Source organism: Clostridium oryzae, from assembly GCF_002029235.1.
Taxonomy (GTDB): Bacteria; Bacillota; Clostridia; order Clostridiales; family Clostridiaceae; genus Clostridium_AE; species Clostridium_AE oryzae.
In genome coordinates this window covers 24,777-49,201 of the sequence record NZ_MZGV01000031.1, presented here as the reverse complement: position 1 = coordinate 49,201, position 24,425 = coordinate 24,777, and the positions used below count along the sequence as shown (strand labels likewise).

Genomic DNA, 24,425 nt, shown 5'->3' with positions numbered 1-24,425 from the left:
ATTATATATAGAAGCTTATTAGATGTTAGTAGACATAATAACTTTAATATGCAGAAAACATACTGAAGATAAGATACTTCTGTTAAGAATAAAAATAAAATAAAAGCTAATGGACTTTATGCGACTTTTTTTGGAGCAGTATTTTATATACTAAATTTAGTCAGATAAATTACTGAAGAGTAATTTTAATAAGAAAGGTTATGTTAGGTGTGAACAGAGTAAAAAGGTTTTTGAACATTAAAGATATAATCCCAGGGATGATTGCTGCGGAAGATATTAAATCAAATAATATTTTGCTTGTAGCAGAAGGAAAAGAAATTAAAGCTGAAACAATAAGTACGTTAATGGAAAAGTATGCTGAGACCATACTTGCGGTGTATCTGGAAGAAGAAGGAATAAGTGAAACCAGTCAATCTAAAACTATGGCACAGGTGGACGAAATTTTTCAAGAGTATTCTTATGAAATGAAGGACATGTTTAATGAAATTGGATACACTGGAAAGGCAAATATTGATGATGTTCGTAATTTCGTAAAAAAAATACAGAAGCATTTAGATTCTCCGAGCATAATAATAAAGAACATAGTCCTTTATGGAAGCGGGAATGATCGTATATATAGACATTCAGTGAATGTGGCTGCACTTAGTACTTTGCTAGGCAAATGGATTGGACTAGACGATAATCAAATAAATTTAATTAACTATTCATCTATACTTCATGACTATGGAAAGACAAAAATTGATAAGGGCGTACTCAATAAGAGTGGAAAACTTACAGAAAGTGAATGGAAGACTATAAAATCTCATCCTATAATAGGATATGAGATAGTAAAGCAGATACAATTTTTAGATAGTTCTGTAAGCTATGGGGTGCTTATGCACCATGAAAGATGTGATGGTTCTGGGTACCCATTGGGAATAAGTGGTGAAAAGATACATGCATTTGGTAAGATAATAGCTATAGCTGATACTTTCGAGGCTATAAGTTCAAATAAAAATCATAAAGCTAACAGTGATCCATTTAGTGCTCTTGAAGAAATTAAAAAAGAAAGTTTATTAAAGTTAGATTATGAATATACAAAGATATTTGTAGAGCATATTGTAAATTACTATATGGGTGAAAATGCACGCATGAACGATGGAAGAGTGTGTAAAATAATACAGGTAGACCCTAATGATATTTTAAGACCTTTAGTGCTGGATGGTTCAACATTTATTGATTTAAAAAAAGAGAAGAATCTTAGAGTAGAGAGTTTAGTATTTTAATCAACTTAAATTATTTAGTGTACATGCTGTGCCGTAATAGTCAGAAGAACTGATATGGCACAGCTTTTATGATTAAAGTAAAAAATATACATTTTACATATCTAAATGGGAGTCAACTTCTTGTAAATCGGAAATATCAACTAAAAGTTCATTTTCTTCATTTAAGTCTCGTACTTTGGCTTGACCATTACTTCTGATACTTTCTATCCATACAGGTTTGCCTTTACATTCAACATCAATAACGCCTAAAGAATCCATAATTTCAATAACTCTTTTTTTATCCAAGCTATCACCTTCTTTATTTATTATTATAATATTAGTATGTCCATAGATTCTGTTGAAATTCTATATAAATAGAGGTTATTATAATCTTTATATTATTTTAAGAATATGATAGGATAATTTTATGGATGTGATGGCTTTGAAATATTTAAAAAACAATAAAACTATAATAGCTATTTTACTAGCAGCTGTAGCGCTAAGGATACTATGGATGGTATTTATTCCAACTGTTCCAGTTTCTGATTTCCTTTTATATCATAAAGGAGCCTTGTCAATATTAAGTGGAAAAGGATATAGGATATATGGATATTTATCAGCATACGAGCCTATAGGATATTCAGCGTTTCTTGTTACGATTTATTTCCTATTTGGCAGCAGTATTATAGCAGCTAAAATAGCGAATATAGTATTGTCTGTTGTAAATATACTATTAATTATGGCTATAATGAAGCAGACAGGATTCAATAAAAAAGTTATTCTATTAGCGGCAGCACTTTTTTCAGTAATGCCAATACAAATAATGTACACTAGTGTAGTTAGTACCGAGGTATTGTTTACTACGTCATTACTGCTTATTACATATGTATTATTTTCAAATTTAAAATATAAAGACATTCTACTTGGAGCTATCATAGGAATAGCTGCACTTATTAAGCCTTATATGATGATATTTCAATTTCTTATCTTTGTTTATTATATTTTTACGGAATTTAACTTGAAATTAGCATTGAAAAGCTTGATGCTAATCACCGTTATGATGGCAATTGTCATAGCTCCTTGGACTATAAGGAATTATACAATTTTTCATAAGTTCATACCTATATCTACAAATGGTGGGTATAACTTGTATGTAAATAATAATCCCTATGCAACAGGAGCATGGCAGGATCCATTTAAAATTCCGAACAGTCCTTTAAAAATATACAAACATAAAAATGATGAGTTTTGGAATGAAGTGAAAGTAGATGAGGAAGGGAAAAAACTTGCCTATAATTGGATTCTTCATAACCCAGTGGATTTTGTTAAAGTTGGATTTAAGAAATTAGCTAATGTATTTGTAGTTCCAGATAATGCTTTTTGGGCTACAGGCTATTTAAAAGATCAAAAGCATTTACCTCAAAGCGTTTATTCGGTAATTAACATAATCACATTAATTATCCACATGGTATTTTCAATTGCTGTACTGATATATCTACTTGATAGAATAAGTACATTATTTCGAGAACACAAGCTGGGTAAAATTCACATTTTTATAATTCTTCTTATGGCATTTTACGCCGCTATAAGTTTTATATTTGAAGGTCAGCCTAGATACCTGTTTCCATTGTGGTCTTACTATATAATGGCTGCGTTGGCTGTAGCAGAATCAGTAATTAAAAAGTACAGAGGAGGCAAAGCTAGCTATGAACGAAGTTAGAAGTATATCAGTAGTAGTACCGATGTATAATGAGGAGAAAGTAGTAGAAGAATGCTATAAGAGACTCACTAAGGTACTTATCTCTCTTAAAATTGAATATGAGATAATTTTTGTGAATGATGGCAGCAGAGATAACACGGAAATTATTCTCAGGAGCATAGCGGCTACAGATACGAGAGCAAGGGTTATAAATTTTTCTAGAAATTTCGGGCATCAGACTGCCGTTACAGCAGGAATATGTAATGCTGAGGGAGATGTTGTAGTACTGATAGACGCAGACCTTCAGGATCCGCCAGAACTTATTGAGGAAATGGTAAAAATTAAACAACAAGGTTATGATGTTGTATATGGAAAAAGAAAGCATAGGGAAGGTGAAACTTTATTTAAGCTTATTACCGCCAAATATTTCTACAGATTTATTAATTATATGTCTGATGTAGATATACCAAAAGATACAGGTGACTTTAGACTTATGGACAGAAAAGTAGTGGATATATTTAAAACTATGCCTGAACGAAATCGATTCATTAGAGGGATGGTAAGCTGGATAGGCTTTAAACAGACTGCAATTGAATATGAGAGAGAAAAAAGATTTGCAGGAAAGACCAAATATTCTCTTAGCAAAATGATTAACTTTGCATATGATGGTATTATATCCTTTTCGAATAAGCCGTTAAAATTTGTTAGCCTCATGGGCCTTGCTACAGTGTTTATTTCTATAGTATTATTAATTTATTCTATAGTTATAAAACTTACGACTTCACATGCGACAGCAGGGTGGGCCTCTATCATGGTAACAATAACGTTTCTAGGTGGTATGCAACTTTTTGCCATGGGCATAATAGGAGAATATATAGCCAGGATATATGATGAAAGTAAAAACAGGCCTATGTATGTTATAAAAGAAAAATTAAATTTTAAAGATGAAGACGAATAATGGTTGAAATATTTTTTTATATCGAGTATAATAGCTAGAAAGATATATAATAAAGATATTGATGAAGAGGAGTATATAGAATGAAACTTAAAGAGAGCTATTGTTGATGGAAATATAGCAGTTTAGTTCTATAGAAAGCAGCTTCTGAATCTCTTGTTGAAAAATGGATTTATATCCAATTAGATATAGACGTCTACTCACGTTATAGAGTAAAGGAATTGTTGTTCCTTAGAGCAGGATGCATTATTGCATCAATTAGGGTGGTACCGCGGTAACTTCTTCGTCCCTTTATGGGGAGTGAAGAAGTTTTTTTATATTTATTTTTATTAATTTAGGAACATTAACTTTAAATATGTTCCTTACATTAAAAGGAGGGCAATTTTTATGGAGGAAATTCTTGAAATCTTAGAAAAGAACAGCAGATACACTCATGAAGAAATAGCTGCGATGACTGGTAAAACAGTTGAGGAAGTAAACAAAGCTATTGAAGAGTATGAAAAAGAAAACATCATAGTTGGTTACAGTACATTAATCAACTGGGAGAACACTTCTAAAGAAAGTGTTACTGCGCTTATAGAGGTAAGAGTTACTCCTCAAAGAGGAGAAGGCTTTGATAAAGTTGCCGAGAGAATTTATAAATTCCCTGAGGTAAAAGCCTGTTATCTAATGTCTGGAGGTTTCGATTTGACCGTTATAGTTGAGGGTGAAACAATGAAGAAGGTCGCGCTTTTCGTTGCGGAAAAACTGGCGGTTCAAGAGTATGTATTGAGTACAGCTACACATTTTGTGCTGAAAAAATACAAGGATAAAGGGACTATTTTTAAAGAAAAACCAAAGGACGATAGGGAGGCTATATTTATATGAATATAGAATCAATGATAAAAAAGAACGTAATGGAGATGCCGCCTTCGGGTATAAGGAAATACTTTGATCTAATAAATGAAATGGAGGGCGTTATATCTCTTGGTGTTGGTGAACCAGATTTTATAACTCCATGGAACATAAGTGAAGCAGGTATATATTCGTTAGAGAAAGGACATACACATTATTCTTCTAATGCCGGTTTTCTTGAGCTGAGAGACCAAATTTCAAAGTATCTTAACAGAAGATACGGCTTGAAATATAACTCCTCTGATGAAATTATAGTGACAGTCGGGGGGAGTGAAGGTATAGATATAGCTCTTAGAGCTTTAGTAGGACCTGGGGATGAGGTTATAGTGCCAGAACCAAGCTTTGTAGCATATAAAGGATGTACAGCTTTTACTGGTGCTACAGCTAAAGTACTTAACTTAAGAGAGGAAGATGAGTTTAAACTTACTCCGGAACTTTTAGATAGTGTTATGACCGAAAAAACTAAGGTCATTATAGTGCCATATCCTAATAATCCAACAGGGGCTATAATGACTAGAGAAGAGTTAAAACCTATCGTTGAGTATCTAAAAGATAAGGATGTAATAGTTATATCAGATGAGATATATTCAGAGCTTACGTATGCTAAAGAGCATGTTTCTATAGCAAGCTTTCCGGAGATGAAAGAAAAAACTATTGTAATAAATGGTTTTTCCAAAGCTTTTGCAATGACAGGGTGGAGACTGGGATATGTCTGTGGACATCCACTGCTTATAGAACAGATGAAAAAGATACATCAGTATGCAATAATGTGCGCTCCAACTTTGGCACAATATGCAGCTATTGAAGCACTTAAAAACAGTCAAAATTCAGTTGATGAAATGGTTAAGGAGTATAATAGAAGGAGAAGAGTAATGGTAGATGGCTTTAGAAATATGGGCATGAAATGTTTCGAGCCTCTTGGTGCTTTTTATGTATTCCCTTCAATAAAGAGTACAGGCATGACTTCTGATGATTTTTGTGAAAAACTTTTAATAGAGGAGAAAGTCCTTGCTATACCAGGAAATGCTTTTGGAGAGTGTGGAGAAGGGTTTATAAGAGCATGCTATGCCTCTTCGATGGAGAACATTATTGAGGCCATGAAGAGAATAAAGAGATTTGTTTATAAATTGGAAGCTAAGAATTAGGAATGAGAGATTAGGGCTTTTCATTAGTAATTAGAAATTATTAATGAAAGGTTCTATTTTTTTAACATTCAATTAAATTTGGTGGTTTATACATCTATAGTGACATAAATCGAGTACTAATTATGTTAAGAGATACTGCAAAATATGTTTATTGTCAAATGGAGTAACAAGTAAGGTACTATTGTCATACAATGTATTGAACTGAGATTATGCTATAAATAAAGTAGCAACCGATGGAAGGTATATACTAACAACGCAGTTTGGTAGCGACATAAATATGTATTTATCAGAGGTTCTATTGCCTTTATAGTGTTATGAATTAGGGCATAATCAATTAAAGTTTAAATTAATTAATAATCTAGGAGGAATTTATATGGCAACAGTACAGCAATTTGACTATTTTGTTGCAGGAAATGTACCAACTGATAATTTAATTCCTGTAACAGCTACTCCTACTGTAATAGGAGAACTTGTTATAGACGAAGTTATAGTAGGTGATCTTATCTGGCTAAATGCTGTAGTTGGCGGCGTTGATAATGATGATGAAACAACCTATGCTACTTTTGATATAAAGATATTTAAAGGTGATGTACTGATTCCTGGAAGAGAAGTTTATCAAGTTACTCAAGAAGTTGACAAGGAAGGCGACGGCGATTTTGTGAATGTACCATTGTCTTATGTAGATGCTATAAATAAAAATGCTACAAATGTTAAGTATGTATTAACTGTTCAAGAGACAACCGGTAATAAGAATGCTTATGTTGCAGGACCAATAACTTTTACAGCTGCAAGAATCAGACCATAAAACTATTTTATATTTGCTAAATGAAATTTAGTTAATTTTCAGCAGCGAGAGAATAAGGAGATTTGGAAACAAGAGCGTACTCAGATTTGTGTAAATAAATCTGAGTACGTCCCACATTCTCGGTATACTATTCTTGCTTAAATTCTGTCCAAATTGCATCATATGTCTTGTTGGATGAGCCTACATCCACCAAGTGCTGAGCACTCTTTATAAGTTTTTCAGGAATAAAGACAGCTTTGTTATTTAGGTATGATTTTGACATATATTTTTTTGCATCAGTATTTGTGTTTAAATATTCTATTATTTTAGAAGCTTTACTGCTTTCTTTACCACTCAGCATATAATTAATAAATTTTTCGGCATTTTTTTCGTGGGGAGCCTTAATAGGAATCACAAAATTGTCTATACTTACATTCATACCTTCTTTAGGATATGCTATTTTAAACTTAGGATCAGCTTTTACTGCAGCAGAAGCTTGTGATCCATACATAACACCTATATTGCAATCACCGCTTATAAGACTCTTATGAGGAGTATCTGCATCGAATACCTTAACATTTGGCTTAAGTTTCTTTAAAAGTTTTTTAGCTTGATCTAATTTTTTAGGATCAGTTTCATTAATACCATATCCCAAAACCTTTAGAGCCATTCCTATTACAGAACGTTCATCATCAAGTAATGCAATTGAATTTTTATATGAGGGATTCCACAATTGTTTGTAGCTTGTAATAGGAGTCTTTATTTTATCTGAATTATATACAATCATTTCACTGCCAGCTACATACGGAATTGAGTATCTATTTGTTTTATCATAATACTGTTTTAAATACACTGGATTTACATTTTTAAAATTAGGAATTTTACTTTTTATTATGGGCTTTAGCAAAACATTCTTCTGCTTTGTCATAAGTTGTATTATATAATCACTGCATACAATTACATCATACTGACCACCGTTTACTGCTTGAAGCTTAGTGAGCATTTCCTCATTACTAGAAAAAGGACTATAATTAACCTTTATTCCAGTATCTTTTTCAAAATCTTTTACTACAGCATCAGGTATGTAATTGGCCCAGGTAAATACATTAAGAACTTTTTCATCACCAGATTTAGATCTTTTTGAAGAATTACAGCCATACAAAGATAGAGTTGAAACAACTAATATTGCTGATAAAAATAAACTAACGTACTTGCTTTTTAACATAACAATTTACCACCTTATCTGATATTCTAATAATAAGAATTCCAATAAAACAAACTGGGATAATTATATAATTAGTAATAATAATTGTCAATGAATAGGAATTGGGAATTTTGAATGAGGAAAAAATTATTAAAATTATCCTTTACAAATATATTCTGCCGTTGTATAATTATACTCAACAAAATGCTTTGAAGAGAAATAGTAAAGATGAAAGAAATTTTAAGAGAGCCGAAGGTGCTGCGATTCGGTAGTTTCCATATCTTGAACTCGTCTCTGAGCTGTCGCCTAAGAGTTTTTGTAGGGTTGAACGTGTTCCCACGTTACAGGGATAGATGGTAATGGCCATTGAACGAGTGTCAATGTTTTGAAGCCATCGAAAAAGAGGGTTTCTAAAGTTTTTTACTTAGAAAGTCAATTAGAGTGGTACCGCGGGTTATATCTCGTCTCTTTGTTAAGAGACGAGCTTTTTTATTTTTCTAGGTAATTACCGTAAGGTATATACCTTTCAGTATAGGGCAAGCTGAAATAAGATAGAGGGGTGTAAAAAAATGAATTTTCAAAAATATCAGAAATATCCTTGTGTGAATTTAAAGAATCGTAAATGGCCTGACAGACAGATAGAAAAGGCTCCGATATGGTGCAGTGTTGATCTTAGGGATGGAAATCAAGCTCTTCCAGTACCTATGAATGTAGATGAAAAAATAAGGATGTTTAAGGAATTAGTCAAAATGGGCTTTAAAGAAATTGAGGTTGGATTTCCTTCAGCATCTAATACAGAATACACATTTATAAGAAGATTGATAGAAGAAAACTTAATTCCAAATGATGTAACAATACAGGTGCTGACACAATCTAGAGATCATCTTATCGAGAAAACCTTTGAAGCTTTAAAAGGTGTAAAGAATGCTATTGTACATCTTTATAATTCAACCTCAGTGCTTCAACGAAAAGTAGTATTTGGAATGAGTAAACGTGAAATAATAGGAATAGCTGTACATGGGGCAAAGCTATTAAATGAATATAAGGAAAAATATCCAGAAACTAATTTCACGTTTGAATATTCTCCAGAGAGTTTTACAGGAACAGAACTTGAGTATGCACTTGAAATATGCGAAGAGGTACTTAACGTATGGAAGCCAACTAAAGAAAATAGAGCAATTATAAATCTTCCAGCTACAGTGGAGATGGCTACACCTAATGTGTACGCAGATCAAATAGAATGGTTTTTAGGTAATCTCTCTAATAGAGAAGCAGTTATATTAAGTCTTCATACACATAATGACAGAGGAACCTGTACTGCAGCTAGCGAATTGGGACTATTGGCTGGAGCTGACAGAGTTGAAGGCACACTATTCGGCAATGGAGAAAGAACAGGTAATTTGGACATAGTTGTAATGGGAATGAATCTTTATTCTCAGGGAATTGATCCTAAGCTTGATTTTTCGGATTTAAGCGGTTTGGCTAAAATGTATCAGGAGTGTACTAAAATGGATATTCATGCTAGACATCCTTATGCAGGAGAGCTTGTATATACCGCATTTTCAGGTTCACATCAGGATGCTATAAGAAAAGGCCTTCATGCTATGGAAAAATCTCAAAGCAAGATTTGGGAAGTGCCATATTTAGCTATCGATCCACATGATGTAGGAAGAGAATATGAGGAAATAATACGTATAAACAGTCAATCTGGAAAAGGTGGTACCGCTTATATAATGGAAAGTGATTTTGGATTTATACTTCCTAAGGCTATGCATGGAGAATTTGGTTCCGTTGTTAAGGAAAAGTCTGATACATTGGGAACAGAACTTACACCTGAACAAATATTTGACCTATTTAAAGAAGAATATCTAGCAAAAAAGGAACCCTACAAACTTAAGAACTATGAAATACAATCCGTTCAGGATGTTGAAACCGAGAAGAACAATGTAAGTATAAAAGCAGCGATGGTTATTAGGGGAAAGGAAAAGACAATTCAAGGTATAGGCAACGGACCAGTAGATGCATTTTTTAATGCGCTGCATGACAATAATATAAATGGATGTAAATTTATTTCGTATGATGAACATGCATTGGAAGGCGGATCGCATTCAAGAGCAGTAACATACATTCAGATTGAAAACAAAGGAAAAAGATATTTTGGAGTAGGAATATCAGAAAATATTGACACTTCATCACTTAATGCACTAATAAGTGCACTTAATAGATGCAGCTAGAAATGGTAAAACACTTATGAATATTAATAGAATATTAGTGACTGGAAGGTTATATAAAGATATCGAAGGCATAATCAAGGAAAGAGCGGAAAGTCGCAATCGAGAGTTTTTATTCCTTCCAGAGGATGAAGTGGATGAAGAAAAACTAAAGTGGGCTGATGCTTATGTGGGATTCAAACCTGTAGATAACTTCAGCTTCTATAATATGAAATGGATACATTCCTTAGGGGCAGGAGTGGATAGTTTTATATTGAATAGAAAATGGCAGGACGGTATTTTGCTGACTAGGACTATATGTTCTTTTGGGGAAAAGATCAGTGAATACTGTATCAGTTATATGTTGGCAGATGCACAAAAACACCATATATTCAGCTGTCAGCAAAAGGAAAAACTATGGCAGATGCATACACCTAAAGGACTTTTTGGACAAAATGTACTGATTTTGGGAACAGGACAGATTGCCCAAGAAGTTGCAAAAAGATTATCAGTATTTGGGTGCAGTGTATTTGGAATATCTGCCAGTGGAAAAGCCAAAAAGTATTTTAATGAGGTAGTGACTATAGATAATATGGGGGCATTAAATATAAAGATAGATTGGATAATAAGCACACTGCCTCATACTAAAAGCACTGAAAACATGATAAATGGGGACTTTTTAAATAAATTTAACGATGTTGGTTTCATAAATGTAGGTAGGGGGACTACCCTAGATGAAGAAGCATTGTTAAAGGCAATTGGTAAGCGAAAAATTAGAATAGCTGTGTTAGATGTTTTTAAAGAGGAGCCACTTAGTTCTGCTTCCAAGCTTTGGGGCAAGCGGGAGATAACTATAACTCCTCATATAGCGGCTATAACTTCTCCAGAAGAAGCAGTGGAATGTTTCTTGAGTACTCTACAGCAACTGGAACAAGATAAAATTGATTTAGTAAACTTAGTAGACATAAGGAGAGGGTATTAATAATTAGAAATTATAGACGAGGAATGATGAATTAATTATGTATTTGGTTAGTGCTTGTTTAGCTGGGGAAAAATGCAGATATGATGGCAAAAGCAGTGAAATTGAATATATAAAAAAATTAGTTGAAGATGGAAAAGCTGTGCTTATATGTCCTGAGCAGCTTGGAGGCCTTTCCACACCTAGAATCCCGTGCGAGATAATTGAAGATGAACAAGGCAATAGAAGAGTTATAGGGAAAGACGGAAAAGACTATACAAAACAATATACTGAGGGAGCTAAGAAAAGCCTTGAGATAGCCGAAAGCAAAGAAATAAAAAAAGCCATACTAAAAGCTAAAAGTCCATCCTGCGGCTGTAAGTCTATTTATGATGGATCCTTTACAGGTAAGCTTATAGAAGGCAAAGGTTTTACTGCAGAATTACTAATGAAAAATGGTATTGAAGTATATACAGAGGATGAAGCAACTGATATATAGATATTCAACAATGTTTTGTTAAAAATTAAAAATTATAATTGTGGGGCGAAAGAAATGAGTTATAAGAAGTATAATTATAAAAAGATAGAAGCATTAAGCAAAAGAGTTTTCAAGGGCTATGGATTTTCAGAAGAGGATAGTAGTATTATTACGGATGTGCTTATAGCTTCAGATATGTTTGGAATAGAGTCACATGGGGTACAAAGGCTTATCTTGTATTATAACGGAATAAAATGTGGAAGAATAGAGGTTAATAACAAGCCTGTAATTGTCAAAGAAACTCCTGTATCAGTAGTCGTAGACGGAAATAAGGCCATGGGACAATTAGTATCTAAAATGGCTATGGAAAAGGCTATAGAGAAAGCTAAGATTACTGGAATTGGTATGGCAGTTGTTAGAAATTCAAACCATTATGGGATAGCCGGCTATTACTCAAGAATGGCAGAAAAAGAAGGACTTTTAGGGATATCTATGACTAATACTCAAGCTGTAGTTACTCCTACCTTTGGAAAGCAGCAGTTTATAGGTACAAATCCTATATCTATAGCCATGCCTGCAAAGCCTATTCCGTTTATATTGGACATGTCTACTAGTGTTGTAACTAGAGGAAAAATTGAAGTGTATGGCAAGAATAATAAACCTCTTCCAGCAGGTTGGGCTGTAGGTGCAGATGGAAAGAATGCAGCGGATGCTAATGAAATTGTTTATCTTACAAATAACAGTGATAAGGGCGGAATACTGCCTTTAGGCGGTGAAGGTGAATTGTTCAGCGGGCATAAAGGTTATGGACTTGGGGTAGCAGTGGAATTATTCACATCTATACTTTCAGGAGGACTTACAAGTGACAGAGTACGTTTTGCTGGTAATATAGATGGTGTAAGCCATGGATTTATGGCTATTGATTATGGATTGTTTGGGGACAAGACTGAAATAGAAAAAAGTATGTCTGTATATCTTCAAAAGTTAAGAGAATCTGCTAAGGCTGACGGACATGATAGAATATATACTCATGGAGAAAAAGAAGTTGAAGCATACGAGGACAGAAAGAAAAATGGAATTCCTATAAATGACAGTACTATAAAAGAGATTAAAGAAATATGTGATTACCTAAGGATAGATATGGAAGAATATATATAAAAAAATGTCAAGTGCCAGGCACTTGACATTTTTTAGTTCTACTACGTAAAATTGGACGAAAGTTTTCTTTTCATTTTAATAAGTTCAGTGTATTTAGTATCAAGTTCTTTATATTCTTCACTATCTTTTTTACAGGTAGATAATTTGCTTATTACGAAAGTTAACTCATTGTTGATAAGTGTGAGTTTATCTTCCTGCTTTTCTTTAATTTGCGGCCTTGAGATATATTCTTTAAATCCAGAATCTACTTTTTTAATAGCTTTATGTTCAAAGACAAGCAGCTTATTACAGATTCGTTCAAGCATATACCTATCATGAGTGACTAGTAGCAAGGTTCCGGTAAAGTTTTCAAGCACGGTTTCAAGCTGCTCTCGGAAATGGAGATCCATATGGTTAGTGGGTTCATCAAGAATTAAAACATCGTTATTATTTTTTATCATCATTGTCAGTTTTATTTTCATTTTTTCACCCATACTAAGTTGAAAAAGCTTCTTACTTACAGCTGCAGAGTCAAATCCTAAATTATATAGATTTGAAATAATTGTTCCCATTTCATCATTATTCTTAGGATCAAGGTATTCAAGAATAGTTTTATCTTCAGGAAGATCTAATACATCCTGACTTATATAACCAATATTAATTCCTTTAGATATACTAAGTTTTCCTTCATATGTTTCTTTGTTAAGAAGTATTTTAAGAAGCGTAGTTTTACCGCATCCATTTATACCATATATTCCAACCTTTTCCTCACGATTTATATAGAAAGTACTTTTATGAAATACAATATTACTTCCATATGATTTTGATAGATCCACTACTGATAGTATCGATTTTGTAACCTTATGACTATCCATCAGCGAAAAATTTATATTTTTTTCTTCTTTAGGCTTTGTAACACCTTCAATATCTATTTTTTCTAACCTCTTAATTCTGGATTTAATTTGATTATCCATCTTTTTCGCTTTAGTTCTTAAGTGCTCTTTGCCGCCCATTTTATTGCCCATAGCTATAGCTTTTGCGGCAGATTCCTTATGGGCTTTATAGGACCAGTTTTTTAGATTGTTTATTTCAGAATCGATTTTATTTTTGTAATTTTCCTGAAGCAAATAAGCATTTAGCTGACTATCATAGGCTTTCTTTTTTTCATCTCTATAAAAGGAATAGTTTCCTTGGTACATATGAGCTTTACCATTATCAAGCTCTACTATCTTTGTAGCCACGGCATCTAGAAAATATCTGTCGTGAGAAATGACAAGCACAGTCCCTTTGTATTTGGAAAGCTTATCTATAAGCCAGGTGATTCCAGATAGATCCAAGTGATTTGTAGGTTCGTCTAGAATTAGAAAATCTGATTTGGAAGTTATAACCTTTGCCAGCAGCAATTTTATTTTTTCTCCTCCGCTTAATTTATCCCAGTGGCAGCTGTTCTTACCGTTAACCAAGTAAGAAACATTCAATTCATCGCAAGCCTTATAGAATTCTGCTTTTTGCTGTCTGCGATCACTTCTAAATTCTCCCAAAGAATCCTCATCATAATCTGATGTTTGCTTTAGATAGGATAAACACATAGCCTGCTTATGGTAGATTAGGCTCCCTTCATCACAGGATATATTCCGAGAAAGTATATTGGCTAGTGTAGTTTTACCGGCTCCATTGATACCTACAAGCCCTAATTTGTCTCCTGTATTTATATTGAAACTAACACCATTTAAAATGTTAAATTCACCATATTGTTTTTTTATGTTTAAGCATTGCATGAGTAAAGACATAAAATCACTCCTTTTGGAGCAATATGATCATGTTAAGAAGCGAAGATAAGAATTGAAAATTGAGATTTTAAATAAATGTTGAACAGAACAAAAAAATGCAGATGGATATATTCATCTGCATTACAAAAAACTATATTTAAAGTGCAAAAAATGAATTCAATCCTTAGCTAATGCTTGCATAACAATAGAACATAGAGCTCCTCTATTGTTTTCAAACTATTAAATTAATTTAAGCTAAGAATGTAATCCTCATTTCATCACACTGACCCTTTCAATATTAATTAATCTTCATTATCAGTATAAATTGTCAATCATCACAATATATACTACAATATATATTAATATAGTTATAATAATATTACAATACACATTCAAGAGAAAGGAAGAAGATTTTGAAATATAAATATATTTTATTTGATCTAGATGGAACACTTACAGATTCAAAAGAAGGAATAATTAACGCTGTACAGCATGCATTGAAAAAATATGGAATTGTAGAGGAAGATGTGCAATCATTAGAAAAGTTTATAGGTCCTCCATTAAAGGATTCATTTATGGAATTTTGTAATTTTAGTGAAGAAAAAGCTGAAGAAGCTACGAAATACTACAGAGAATATTATAAAGAAAAAGGGTTGTTTGAGAACAAGGTGTATGAAGGCGTAATTGAACTGCTTGATAAACTTAATATATTAAAATTTGTATTAATCGTTGCTACATCTAAACCTGAAATATTTGCCAAAAGAATATTGAAACATTTTAATTTAGATAAATATTTTACTGATATTGTAGGAAGTAATATGGATAATACGAGAAGTAAAAAAGGACAAGTTATAAAGTATGTAATAGAAAAGCATAGAATTAGTGATTTGTCTAGTGTGCTTATGATAGGTGATAGAAAACATGATATGATAGGAGCTAAACAAAATAATATAGATGCCATGGGTATAACTTATGGCTATGGATCCTACGAAGAGTTACAAAAAGCTGGTGCTGACTATATCGAAGGTTCAGTAGAAGAAGTATATACTAAAATCATTTCTTTATAAAAAATATATATAAAATGGGGAGTTTTCTTTTGTGTTTAGAAAATTATTTGGTAGAAATTCTGCAAAACAGAATTCTTTTCCAAAATTCCTCATTGGTATTTTAAATGATAAACTATTTTAAGCAAGTAACAAAGTTATTCAGTTCGGCCTCTTCCAGAGATATGCTCTATTGATATTTCGATAACAGTACTTTTAGCAATAGCCATATCCAGATATTCCATTCCTTTACTTTTATAATTAATTGAATATTTATTCAGAAATGAAACCAGAATGTTCTTTTTTAGCTCTTCTTGTACTAATAAAGATGCTTGACCGAAAATTACAATACTTTTGTATGCCATCGAGAATTTGACTGGTAATACTTTTTCATAAGCTACTACGGCAAACGATACTTTTGGATTGAAAATTATGTTGTCAAGTTTATGACCGTCAGTAGTAGAATGAATATAGATAGCATTATTCCAATATACATAGTTCAGTGGAGTGGAATAAGGATAGCCATCTGAGCCTACGGTAGAGAGTACTCCGTATTCTCCGTTTATCAGCAGTTCCAATGTAGTTTCATCAGGAAGTTTTCTATTAGCTCTTTTCATGTTTCTAAACATTGCAGACTTATGCTCCTTTAATATTATTATATAGATTATTTAACGATTAATCCCATTAATTCAGCTAGAGAAGCAGCCTGAAATACTGAGACTATAGCACCATTTAGATCCTCGATATTCACTACAATACCGTCAATATTACAACTTGTAAAATCAATACCTTTAAGTGAAGATCCAGATAGCTGGGACTTAGAAAGATCGCACTTAGAAAAATATATTTTGGAAAAGTGAGAATTTATAAAGTCCGAAGCTGACATGTTACAATTATCAAAGCCAATTTGTTTTAGATTACAGAATCTTAAGAATATAAGCTTACTGTTACAATTCTGAAAGAGTACATTTTTCAAAGTTGTTTCACTAAAGTTTGTACCAACAAGTTTACAATTGATAAATTCTGTCCTATATATAATTGTTTCAGAAAGATCTGCATTAGAAAGATCACAATCGATAAAACGTATATCTGTCAATTCAGCTCCTTTTAAAGAACAATTCCTAAAATCGCTATTCTTAAATACTACTTCATCAAATGAAGCATTTTCATAGGAAAAATTCTCTAATGAGCAGTTACTAACTATTGCTGAATTTATTATACCGTCTTTATAAAGTATATCTTTATCAAAGTTAGATTCACCTATATAGCAAGAGAGTTTTGGTTTTTGAATTTTAAAAGTTTGATAAGTATTCATATATACCTCCAATATATATTATAAATTATTACTATAAAAAATTTAATAAGAAGTTTTTTTAGAATACATTTAATAAAATGTTATATACATATTTAATAATAATAGTCGAGAAATGTAAATAGCTAATTGAAATTGACGAAGTAAATCGAGAAAAAAGGCGAGAAAGTTCGTATTTACCAATATCTCTTATTTTAATGAATAAGCATGAGTACAGGCACTTTATATTAAATGAATAAAAAGATAGCCTACTAATTTAAAAAAAGATAAATTTATACTAAAAAAAGTTTTATTATGGGAAGATTCTAAAATATAATTAGGAAAAAAATAAAGTTATTGACAGTTCAAATGTATATGCTTATAGTATTCTTTGTAAGCTTTTTAGATTTTTTGGAGGTGTGTTTTATAATGAATAAGAAAAGAGTAATTGCTGTTATATCTGCAATAGCAGTTATTGCTACTTTAGCTGTTGGATGTTCAAAGAAGACAAGCGCAGGTAGCAACACAAAGGAAAAAACGACTACAAGTAAAAAAAGTGATGTTAAAGTAGGACTTACAACTGATGAAGGTGGATTAAATGATAAATCATTTAACCAGTCTGCAAATGAAGGAATAAATAAAGCAAAGAACGAACTTGGATTTCAATATAGTGCATTGGAATCACATTCTTCAGATGATTATGAACCAAACTTAACTGCACTTGTTCAAAATGGGTCAAAGCTGGTATTCGGGGTAGGTTATCAAATGGAGGAAGCTATAAAGAAAGCTGCAAAATCCAATCCAGATACAAAATTTGTAATTATAGATTCACCTGATAAAGGTACAAACTTATCTTCTATTACGTTTAAAGAAAATGAAGGATCTTTTCTTGTTGGCGTAATTGCAGGAAAGATGACTAAAACTAATAAAGTAGGTTTTATAGGTGGTAAGGATCAGCCAACAATAAACAAATTTGAGTATGGATTTATTGCTGGTGTTGAGTCAGTAAATCCAGCAGCTGCTAAGGATCTTATTGCAAGAAAAACTTCAGTGTATGTAGATAGTTTCCAAGATCCCCAGTTAGGTAAAACTCAAGGTAAAAATCTTATAAACGCTGGTTGTGATGTTATATACCACGCAGCTGGTGGCGTTGGAGTAGGTATGTTCCAAGCTATACAGGATGCAAACAAGTCAGGAAAGAAAGTATGGGGTATTGGTGTTGATATGGATCAGTACAAGTCATTACCAAAATATAAAGATATAATACTTACTTCTATGATGAAGAGAGTTGATAATGGAACATATATGGCTACAAAAGATTTTATAAACGGTTCTTTAAAGAGCAATCAGGTAACTGTCCTTGGTCTTAAAGAAGGCGGTGTTGATGTAGCTCCATCATCTAGTGTACATACACCTAAAGCTGTGCTTGATTTAGTCGATAAGTATAAAAAGGCTGTAATTGACGGAAAAATCACGGTTCCTGCAACAAAAGCCGACATTCAGGCATTTAAGCCAGTAACAATAAAATAATGAATAGATAAATTTTGGAGCTAGATGTATAGCTATATATCTAGCTCCTTTTTAGGTAAAGCTATTATAATTATAGGAATGGAATATACAATTCCTATATAACATATGATTGGAGGTTTAAAAGTGGACAAAGTAGTTGAGATGAGAAATATCACAAAAATCTTTCCTGGTATCATAGCTAACGACGATGTGAATTTTGAACTTAATAAGAGTGAAACTCATGTACTGCTTGGAGAAAATGGAGCTGGTAAGACTACTTTAATGAATATACTCTATGGATTATATAAACAAGAAAAAGGAGATATTCTTATTAATGGTAAGATTGTTAATATAAATTCTCCAAAGGATGCAATAAACAATGGAATAGGCATGGTGCATCAGCATTTTATGCTTGTTAATAATTATACTGTTGCAGAGAATATAGTGCTTGGAAAAGAACCTAAAAAAGGTATTTTTGTAGATATGAAAAAAGCTATAGAAGATGTGAGAGAATTATCTCAGAAATATGGTTTTAATGTTAATCCTAATGATGTTATAGAAGATATATCTGTTGGTCAACAGCAGAAAGTAGAAATATTGAAATCCCTTTATAGAGGAGCTGAAATATTGATTCTTGATGAGCCTACGGCTGTTTTAACGCCACAGGAAATTCAAGAACTTGGTGTAATAATAGATAATTTAAAGAAGCAGGGAAAATCAGTAATACTTATTACTCATAAATTAAAGGAAGTTATGAGTATGAGCGATAGAGTAACTATAATAAGGAGAGGAAAAGTTACTGGAATAGTTAATACAAAGGAAACTAACATAGACGAATTGGCAGAACTTATGGTGGGGAGAAAGGTAAATTTAAAGGTTGAAAGAGCTGAAGCCCATCCAGGTGAAGTTGTGCTTGAAATAGATAAATTAAATGTAAGGGACCACAGAGATTTGCCAGCGGTAAAAGAGTTAAGTCTCCAGGTAAGATCAGGAGAGATACTTGGAATAGCAGGTGTAGATGGGAATGGACAAACCGAGCTTTTGGAGGCGATTACTGGTCTCAGAAAGACTGAAAGCGGTTCTATAAAAGTTAACGGCGAAGAAATAATTAACCAATCCGTTGAACAGAGAATAAATGATGGAATAAGTCATATACCAGAAGACAGACAGAAAAGGGGACTGGTTCTTAAATTTTCTCTTTTGGAAAATTCAATTTTAGGAATGCATAAAAATAAAAAATTCTCCAAAGGAATTGTTATGGATTATAAAGCAATAAGGCAGCATTGCAAGGAATTAATTGAGGAATTCGATGTACGAACTCCTAATGAAAATGTTATGGCATCCGCACTTTCTGGAGGAAATCAGCAGAAACTCATTGTTGCCCGGGAAATAGTTAGGAATCCTAAGCTTATGATAGTTGCGCAGCCTACTAGAGGACTCGATGTAGGTGCAATAGAATATATACATAAGAGAATTGTACAGGAAAGAGACAAAGGAAAGGCTGTTTTGCTTTCATCACTTGAACTTGATGAAGTAATGGCTTTATCAGATAGAATAGCTGTAATGTATGATGGAAAAATAGTTGATATAATCGATTCAAAGGATGCCACAGAGCAGAAGCTTGGCATACTTATGGCTGGAGGAAAAGCAGAAAAAGAGGTGATAGATAATGAGCAAAATTAAAGAAAATAAATTTTTAAATGCTGTAATAAAAGTTTTAAGGCCTCTTGCTTTTCCAATAGTTTCAATAGTATTGTCACTATTTATATCAGTATTCTTTGTTCTGTGGGCTAAAGGATACAGCATAAATCAATACTTTTCAGCTGGTAAAGAATTTTTTTCAATTATGTGGACAGGCAGTTTTGGAAGCAAAATGTCCATAATGAACACTATATATTATACTTCTCCGCTTGTTTTTACAGGAATCTCAAATGCTGTTGCATTTAAAACCGGTCTTTTTAATATAGGTGCAGAAGGTCAGTTCGTTATGGGAATGTTAGCTGCTGCATTCGTTGGAGTTATACCAGGACTTCCAGCCGTTATTCATATTCCGCTTGTTTTATTTGCAGGCTTGCTTGCAGGAGGATTATGGGCAGCTGTTCCGGGGTATATAAAGGCAAAATCGGGAACCAGTGAAGTTATAAATACGATAATGATGAATTATATAGCTATGTATGTTGTTAACTTTTTAATCCTTAGAACTCCATTAGGATTGAAAGGAAAAGCGAGAACTTTTAATATAAAGGAAAGTGCACAACTTTTTAATTTTATGCCTCAATATCAAGCTAATGCAGGTATAATAGTTGGAATTGTGCTTGCCATTATTTTAGCATGGATATTATGGAAAACCACAGTGGGTTATGAGATGCGAGCAGTTGGAAATAACCTTTATTCAGCAGAATATAGTGGTATAAACGTTAAGAAAAATATTGTGCTTGCTATGGTTATGTCTGGATTATTATCAGGTATAGGTGGAGCAGCTCAAGTTGCAGGTGGTAACCACTTTTTAAATACGCTCAGTGGACTTCCGGGTTATGGATTCACCGGAATGGCAGTAGCTTTGCTTGCTAAAAATAATCCTATAGGTTGTATATTTTCAGCAGTACTTTTTGGTACGCTAGACAGCAGTTCAAAAATCCTGCAGATTAATGGAATACCTAAGGAGATTGTTGAACTTATTCAGGCTATCATAATAATATTTGTAGCTACAGATTATATAGTAAAGTATATCTCTCAGAGAAGAAAGAAAGGGGCGACTGTCAGTGAGTAATGTAAATGTAATTATCCATCTTTTAGCATCAACATTGGCATTGGCCACACCGCTTATATTTACAGCTTTAGGAGGAGTTTTTTCAGAAAGATCTGGAGTTGTAAATATAGGTCTTGATGGTATGATGACCATTGGAGCTTTCTTCGGGGTATATGGTTCATATGTAAGTGGAAACGCGTTAGTTGGACTTATATTTGCAGTTGTAGCTGGAGCGGCTATAGCACTTCTTCATGCATTTTTGTGTATATCACTTAAGTCAGATCAGACTGTATCTGGTACAGCAATAAACATGTTGTCAACTGCGTTAGCTGCGTTCCTTATAATGACACTGTTTCATAAGGGCGGTCAAACTGATAGTGTTAACGGACTTCCATATGTACTTCCTAAATTTATAAAAAATATGCCGATTGTAGGAACCTTCATGGGGGATTTAAATTGGTTTGTATTTATAGCTCTTGTTGCAGTTGTAATTTCTTATATTGCGCTTTATAAAACTACATGGGGACTCAGAGTAAGATCAGTAGGAGAACATCCTAGAGCTTCAGATACATTAGGAATAAATGTGTATGCGGTTAGATATACCTGTGTAATAATATCAGGAATACTCGCTGGACTTGGCGGTGCTACATTATCACTAGGGACTGTTCCATTATACAGAGATGGTATGGTTGCAGGTAAAGGCTTTATAGCACTTGCTGCAGTTGTATTCGGAAACTGGAAACCAATTGGTTCTGTACTTGCGTGCTTGCTTTTTAGCTTTGCAGATGCGCTTAGACTTCAATCACAGATGCTTGGCTGGAATCTTCCTACTGAGGTGTACTCAGTGTTTCCATATGTGGTTACAATGCTGGCATTAGCTGGCTTTGTAAAGAAATCAAAACCACCAGCAGAGGATGGTATTCCATATCAGAAGGGCGAACGATAGTTAATTAGGAATTATGAATGAAATTCTGTTTCACAGAATTTCTATAGATTCATAGTTTTTAATTATTGACTGCTTTTATAGAACATAAAGTATATATTTGATATAATATTTATAGGGACACACCCATAAGGCGATGTCCCTATAAGACTTTTTATGAATTTAGGACATCAACTTTAGATGACCTATTTTAATAAATTTATGGAAGAGGTATTAATATGAAACTTGAAAAATATATAGATCACACACTTTTGAAACCTGAAGCTAGTAAAGAGCAAATACTAAAAGTATGTAAAGAGGCTAAGGAGTATGGTTTTGCATCAGTTTGTGTAAACCCTTGCTATACTGCATTAGTACATAATGAACTACAGGATACAGATGTAAAAACTTGTGTTGTCATTGGGTTCCCTTTAGGAGCAAATACAAAAGAGGTTAAAGCTTTTGAAGCTGCTCAATGCATAGAACTTGGAGCTCAGGAAGTTGATATGGTTATCAATGTTGGTGCTGTAAAAAGCAATGATTATAAATTAGTTGAGCAGGATATTTCTGCTGTGGTAAATGCGGCTAAAGGAAAAGCATTGGTTAAAGTTATCATTGAAACCTGTTTGCTTACAGATGAAGAAAAGAAGCAGGTATGTATTATAGCTAAAAAGTGCGGGGCAGATTTTGTTAAGACATCTACTGGTTTTTCCACAGCAGGTGCAAAGGCTTCTGATGTGTCTCTTATGAGAGAGTGTGTAGGCAAGGAAATGGGTGTGAAAGCATCAGGCGGTATACGAGATTACAAGACAACGATGGAAATGATAGAAGCAGGAGCTAGCAGGATAGGGGCTAGTGCTGGAATAGCTATCATAAGCGAAGCTAATAAAATGTGATAAAGTTCTTATATTGTGTTTTCTAAAATATCGCTGCTAACTAGGTTCGACCTTAGGATATTTTAGAAGTCAGAATATACTTAGAACTTTCGCAATTTATATAATAATAAATAGCGGGTGATTTTATGAAGATGTATGATTTAATTGTAAAGAAGAGAAATGGTGAAGAATTAAGTACAGATGAAATAAATTATTTTATCCATGGATACACGAAAGGTGATATACCTGATTATCAAGCATCTGCATTGATGATGGCAATATATTTTCAAAAGATGAATATGAGAGAAACGGTAGATTTAACTAAGGCCATGATAAATTCTGGAGATACGCTTAATCTATCCAAAATTCAGGGTATTAAAGTTGATAAGCATAGTACTGGCGGAGTAGGAGATACCACATCTCTTGTACTTACGCCTATGGTAGCAGCTTTGGGCATTCCTGTAGCCAAAATGTCAGGAAGAGGCTTAGGGCATACTGGTGGAACTATTGATAAATTGGAATCCTTTAATGGATTTTCAGTAGAGATCTCTGAAAAGCAATTTATTAACAATGTAAATAACATAAAGCTTGCCATTATGGGGCAGACAGCAGATTTAGTACCAGCTGATAAAAAATTGTATGCGTTAAGAGATGTTACAGGAACAGTAGAAAATTTATCATTGATATCTTCGAGCATAATGAGTAAAAAAATAGCTTCTGGAGCAGACTGTATAGTGCTGGATGTAAAAGTCGGTGATGGTGCTTTTATGAAAAATTATGAGCAAGCAGAAAAATTGGCATCGACTATGGTAGATATTGGAGAAAGGTTAGGCAGAAAAACTGTAGCTGTAATTTCAGATATGGATCAACCTCTCGGATTTGCTGTGGGAAATGCATTAGAGGTTAAAGAGGCCATACATACATTAAAAGGCAATGGACCTAAAGATTTATTAGAATTATGTCTTACAATAGGCAGTAATATGGTATTTTTAGCGAAAAAAGCTGAATCGGTAGAGCAGGCAAGAGAAATGCTGTTAGGTACAATAGAGGATGGGTCTGCTATTAAGAAATTAAGAGAGTTTATTACTGCCCAGGGTGGAGATGTGAATCAGTTAGATAATACTGATTTACTTCCTAGAGCTAGATACATAGTTCCAGTAAAAAGTGATAGAAGTGGTTATATTTCTAAAATATATGCACAGAATATAGGACTTGCAGCGATGGAACTAGGGGCAGGAAGGGCTACAAAAGGAGATAAGGTCGATTTAGCTGTTGGAATTGTACTAAATAAAAAAAGAGGAGATAGTGTAAACACAGGAGATATTCTTGCGTATATTCATTCAAATGATGAGGGAAATATAGATATAGCACAAAAGCGAATATTAGAAAATTACATTATATCTCAAGAAAAAGCTAGCGATATACCGCTGATATATAATATAATAAGAAAATAATTAATCTTACCTTTCCTTAATTATAAGATAATATAGTTTCAGTATTTTTGTGACAGGTCTCAACTTCAGAGCTCGTGTTAGTTAAGGAGCCTTGTCATATTTACA

Annotated in this window: 22 protein-coding genes and 2 other annotated features; of the genes, 17 read left to right on the top strand and 5 right to left on the bottom strand. The window is 33.1% G+C overall.

All coding sequences use genetic code 11. The features are described from left to right. Positions 1 to 200 precede the first annotated feature (200 nt). A complete protein-coding gene (locus tag CLORY_RS14085) occupies positions 201 to 1,265 on the top strand; it encodes an HD-GYP domain-containing protein (RefSeq protein ID WP_242954420.1) in 1,065 nt (354 codons plus the stop codon). A 93-nt stretch (positions 1,266 to 1,358) separates the two neighbouring features. On the opposite strand, the gene CLORY_RS14080 is transcribed toward CLORY_RS14085, so the two are convergent. Further along, a complete protein-coding gene (locus CLORY_RS14080; protein ID WP_079425541.1) occupies positions 1,359 to 1,550 on the bottom strand; it encodes an H-type small acid-soluble spore protein in 192 nt (63 codons plus the stop codon). A gap of 136 nt (positions 1,551 to 1,686) precedes the next feature. Between CLORY_RS14080 and CLORY_RS14075 the strand changes: the two genes are divergently transcribed. From CLORY_RS14075 to CLORY_RS14055, 5 genes are all read left to right on the top strand, one after another. Further along, positions 1,687 to 2,964 carry a glycosyltransferase family 39 protein gene (locus CLORY_RS14075; RefSeq protein ID WP_169911630.1) on the top strand — a complete coding sequence of 426 codons (1,278 nt, stop codon included), beginning with the start codon at positions 1,687 to 1,689 and terminating at the stop codon, positions 2,962 to 2,964. Beyond that, entirely contained in the window at positions 2,951 to 3,901 is a 951-nt protein-coding gene (locus tag CLORY_RS14070) for a glycosyltransferase family 2 protein (protein ID WP_079425537.1), read from the top strand. The genes CLORY_RS14075 and CLORY_RS14070 overlap by 14 nt, the downstream gene beginning before the upstream one ends. Positions 3,902 to 3,950: 49 nt before the next feature. After that, positions 3,951 to 4,192, top strand: a binding site (T-box leader). Positions 4,193 to 4,285: 93 nt separating this feature from the next. After that, positions 4,286 to 4,765 carry an Lrp/AsnC family transcriptional regulator gene (locus tag CLORY_RS14065; protein WP_079425534.1) on the top strand — a complete coding sequence of 160 codons (480 nt, stop codon included), beginning with the start codon at positions 4,286 to 4,288 and terminating at the stop codon, positions 4,763 to 4,765. After that, entirely contained in the window at positions 4,762 to 5,937 is a 1,176-nt protein-coding gene (locus CLORY_RS14060; protein ID WP_079425532.1) for an aminotransferase class I/II-fold pyridoxal phosphate-dependent enzyme, read from the top strand. Before CLORY_RS14065 ends, CLORY_RS14060 begins: the two co-directional genes overlap by 4 nt. A gap of 373 nt (positions 5,938 to 6,310) precedes the next feature. Continuing rightward, on the top strand, positions 6,311 to 6,742 hold the full coding sequence (locus tag CLORY_RS14055; protein ID WP_079425529.1) for a hypothetical protein: 432 nt from the start codon (positions 6,311 to 6,313) through the stop codon (positions 6,740 to 6,742). Between the two features lie 127 nt (positions 6,743 to 6,869). Here CLORY_RS14055 and CLORY_RS14050 read toward each other — a convergent pair whose 3' ends face one another. Further along, positions 6,870 to 7,946 (bottom strand): polyamine ABC transporter substrate-binding protein, encoded by a 1,077-nt coding sequence (locus tag CLORY_RS14050; RefSeq protein WP_079425527.1) that lies wholly within the window; start codon positions 7,944 to 7,946, stop codon positions 6,870 to 6,872. Positions 7,947 to 8,125: 179 nt separating this feature from the next. Next, positions 8,126 to 8,397: a binding site (T-box leader), on the top strand. A 97-nt stretch (positions 8,398 to 8,494) separates the two neighbouring features. Between CLORY_RS14050 and leuA the strand changes: the two genes are divergently transcribed. Genes leuA through CLORY_RS14030 form a run of 4 tightly spaced genes read left to right on the top strand, consistent with a single transcriptional unit; the run spans position 8,495 to position 12,729 of the window. Beyond that, positions 8,495 to 10,159, top strand: a complete 1,665-nt coding sequence (gene leuA, locus CLORY_RS14045; protein ID WP_079425525.1) for a 2-isopropylmalate synthase — start codon at positions 8,495 to 8,497, stop codon at positions 10,157 to 10,159. Positions 10,160 to 10,175: 16 nt separating this feature from the next. Further along, a complete protein-coding gene (locus tag CLORY_RS14040) occupies positions 10,176 to 11,117 on the top strand; it encodes a D-2-hydroxyacid dehydrogenase (protein WP_079425522.1) in 942 nt (313 codons plus the stop codon). Positions 11,118 to 11,154: 37 nt separating this feature from the next. Then, entirely contained in the window at positions 11,155 to 11,592 is a 438-nt protein-coding gene (locus tag CLORY_RS14035) for a 2-thiouracil desulfurase family protein (RefSeq protein WP_079425520.1), read from the top strand. A gap of 54 nt (positions 11,593 to 11,646) precedes the next feature. Further along, positions 11,647 to 12,729 carry an Ldh family oxidoreductase gene (locus tag CLORY_RS14030; protein ID WP_079425518.1) on the top strand — a complete coding sequence of 361 codons (1,083 nt, stop codon included), beginning with the start codon at positions 11,647 to 11,649 and terminating at the stop codon, positions 12,727 to 12,729. A gap of 41 nt (positions 12,730 to 12,770) precedes the next feature. Here CLORY_RS14030 and abc-f read toward each other — a convergent pair whose 3' ends face one another. Next, the gene (gene abc-f / locus CLORY_RS14025) at positions 12,771 to 14,498 is read right to left on the bottom strand and encodes a ribosomal protection-like ABC-F family protein (protein ID WP_079425516.1); all 1,728 of its coding nucleotides are present in this window, start codon (positions 14,496 to 14,498) and stop codon (positions 12,771 to 12,773) included. Positions 14,499 to 14,890: 392 nt separating this feature from the next. On the opposite strand from abc-f, the gene CLORY_RS14020 reads away from it, so the two are divergent. Then, positions 14,891 to 15,544 carry an HAD family hydrolase gene (locus tag CLORY_RS14020; protein ID WP_079425514.1) on the top strand — a complete coding sequence of 218 codons (654 nt, stop codon included), beginning with the start codon at positions 14,891 to 14,893 and terminating at the stop codon, positions 15,542 to 15,544. A gap of 134 nt (positions 15,545 to 15,678) precedes the next feature. Here CLORY_RS14020 and CLORY_RS14015 read toward each other — a convergent pair whose 3' ends face one another. Together CLORY_RS14015 and CLORY_RS14010 are read right to left on the bottom strand one after the other, a co-directional pair. Next, positions 15,679 to 16,149: a pyridoxamine 5'-phosphate oxidase family protein gene (locus CLORY_RS14015; protein ID WP_079425512.1), complete on the bottom strand. Its 471-nt coding sequence runs from the start codon at positions 16,147 to 16,149 to the stop codon at positions 15,679 to 15,681. A gap of 35 nt (positions 16,150 to 16,184) precedes the next feature. Next, positions 16,185 to 16,835 (bottom strand): pentapeptide repeat-containing protein, encoded by a 651-nt coding sequence (locus tag CLORY_RS14010; RefSeq protein ID WP_079425510.1) that lies wholly within the window; start codon positions 16,833 to 16,835, stop codon positions 16,185 to 16,187. A gap of 405 nt (positions 16,836 to 17,240) precedes the next feature. Between CLORY_RS14010 and CLORY_RS14005 the strand changes: the two genes are divergently transcribed. From CLORY_RS14005 to CLORY_RS13980, 6 genes are all read left to right on the top strand, one after another. Next, complete coding sequence (locus CLORY_RS14005) at positions 17,241 to 18,341, top strand: BMP family lipoprotein (RefSeq protein ID WP_079425508.1); 1,101 nt, start codon at positions 17,241 to 17,243, stop codon at positions 18,339 to 18,341. 123 nt (positions 18,342 to 18,464) lie between these two features. Continuing rightward, positions 18,465 to 20,003 (top strand): ABC transporter ATP-binding protein, encoded by a 1,539-nt coding sequence (locus tag CLORY_RS14000; RefSeq protein ID WP_079425506.1) that lies wholly within the window; start codon positions 18,465 to 18,467, stop codon positions 20,001 to 20,003. Continuing rightward, positions 19,990 to 21,090: an ABC transporter permease gene (locus CLORY_RS13995; protein ID WP_079425504.1), complete on the top strand. Its 1,101-nt coding sequence runs from the start codon at positions 19,990 to 19,992 to the stop codon at positions 21,088 to 21,090. Before CLORY_RS14000 ends, CLORY_RS13995 begins: the two co-directional genes overlap by 14 nt. Continuing rightward, positions 21,083 to 22,015: an ABC transporter permease gene (locus CLORY_RS13990; RefSeq protein ID WP_079425502.1), complete on the top strand. Its 933-nt coding sequence runs from the start codon at positions 21,083 to 21,085 to the stop codon at positions 22,013 to 22,015. Before CLORY_RS13995 ends, CLORY_RS13990 begins: the two co-directional genes overlap by 8 nt. Positions 22,016 to 22,230: 215 nt before the next feature. Beyond that, a complete protein-coding gene (gene deoC / locus CLORY_RS13985) occupies positions 22,231 to 22,887 on the top strand; it encodes a deoxyribose-phosphate aldolase (protein ID WP_079425500.1) in 657 nt (218 codons plus the stop codon). Positions 22,888 to 23,012: 125 nt separating this feature from the next. Next, complete coding sequence (locus CLORY_RS13980) at positions 23,013 to 24,320, top strand: pyrimidine-nucleoside phosphorylase (protein WP_079425498.1); 1,308 nt, start codon at positions 23,013 to 23,015, stop codon at positions 24,318 to 24,320. Positions 24,321 to 24,425 lie beyond the last annotated feature (105 nt).

What these genes read in the sequence shown, in the direction of transcription:
- CLORY_RS14085 (WP_242954420.1), top strand. Translation starts at nt 201, where the DNA reads ATGTTAGGTGTGAACAGAGTAAAAAGGTTTTTGAACATTAAAGATATA.
- CLORY_RS14070 (WP_079425537.1), top strand. Translation starts at nt 2,951, where the DNA reads ATGAACGAAGTTAGAAGTATATCAGTAGTAGTACCGATGTATAATGAG.
- CLORY_RS14065 (WP_079425534.1), top strand. Translation starts at nt 4,286, where the DNA reads ATGGAGGAAATTCTTGAAATCTTAGAAAAGAACAGCAGATACACTCAT.
- CLORY_RS14060 (WP_079425532.1), top strand. Translation starts at nt 4,762, where the DNA reads ATGAATATAGAATCAATGATAAAAAAGAACGTAATGGAGATGCCGCCT.
- CLORY_RS14055 (WP_079425529.1), top strand. Translation starts at nt 6,311, where the DNA reads ATGGCAACAGTACAGCAATTTGACTATTTTGTTGCAGGAAATGTACCA.
- CLORY_RS14050 (WP_079425527.1), bottom strand. Translation starts at nt 7,946, where the DNA reads ATGTTAAAAAGCAAGTACGTTAGTTTATTTTTATCAGCAATATTAGTT.
- leuA (WP_079425525.1), top strand. Translation starts at nt 8,495, where the DNA reads ATGAATTTTCAAAAATATCAGAAATATCCTTGTGTGAATTTAAAGAAT.
- CLORY_RS14040 (WP_079425522.1), top strand. Translation starts at nt 10,176, where the DNA reads ATGAATATTAATAGAATATTAGTGACTGGAAGGTTATATAAAGATATC.
- CLORY_RS14035 (WP_079425520.1), top strand. Translation starts at nt 11,155, where the DNA reads ATGTATTTGGTTAGTGCTTGTTTAGCTGGGGAAAAATGCAGATATGAT.
- CLORY_RS14030 (WP_079425518.1), top strand. Translation starts at nt 11,647, where the DNA reads ATGAGTTATAAGAAGTATAATTATAAAAAGATAGAAGCATTAAGCAAA.
- abc-f (WP_079425516.1), bottom strand. Translation starts at nt 14,498, where the DNA reads ATGTCTTTACTCATGCAATGCTTAAACATAAAAAAACAATATGGTGAA.
- CLORY_RS14015 (WP_079425512.1), bottom strand. Translation starts at nt 16,149, where the DNA reads ATGTTTAGAAACATGAAAAGAGCTAATAGAAAACTTCCTGATGAAACT.
- CLORY_RS14010 (WP_079425510.1), bottom strand. Translation starts at nt 16,835, where the DNA reads ATGAATACTTATCAAACTTTTAAAATTCAAAAACCAAAACTCTCTTGC.
- CLORY_RS14005 (WP_079425508.1), top strand. Translation starts at nt 17,241, where the DNA reads ATGAATAAGAAAAGAGTAATTGCTGTTATATCTGCAATAGCAGTTATT.
- CLORY_RS13995 (WP_079425504.1), top strand. Translation starts at nt 19,990, where the DNA reads ATGAGCAAAATTAAAGAAAATAAATTTTTAAATGCTGTAATAAAAGTT.
- deoC (WP_079425500.1), top strand. Translation starts at nt 22,231, where the DNA reads ATGAAACTTGAAAAATATATAGATCACACACTTTTGAAACCTGAAGCT.
- CLORY_RS13980 (WP_079425498.1), top strand. Translation starts at nt 23,013, where the DNA reads ATGAAGATGTATGATTTAATTGTAAAGAAGAGAAATGGTGAAGAATTA.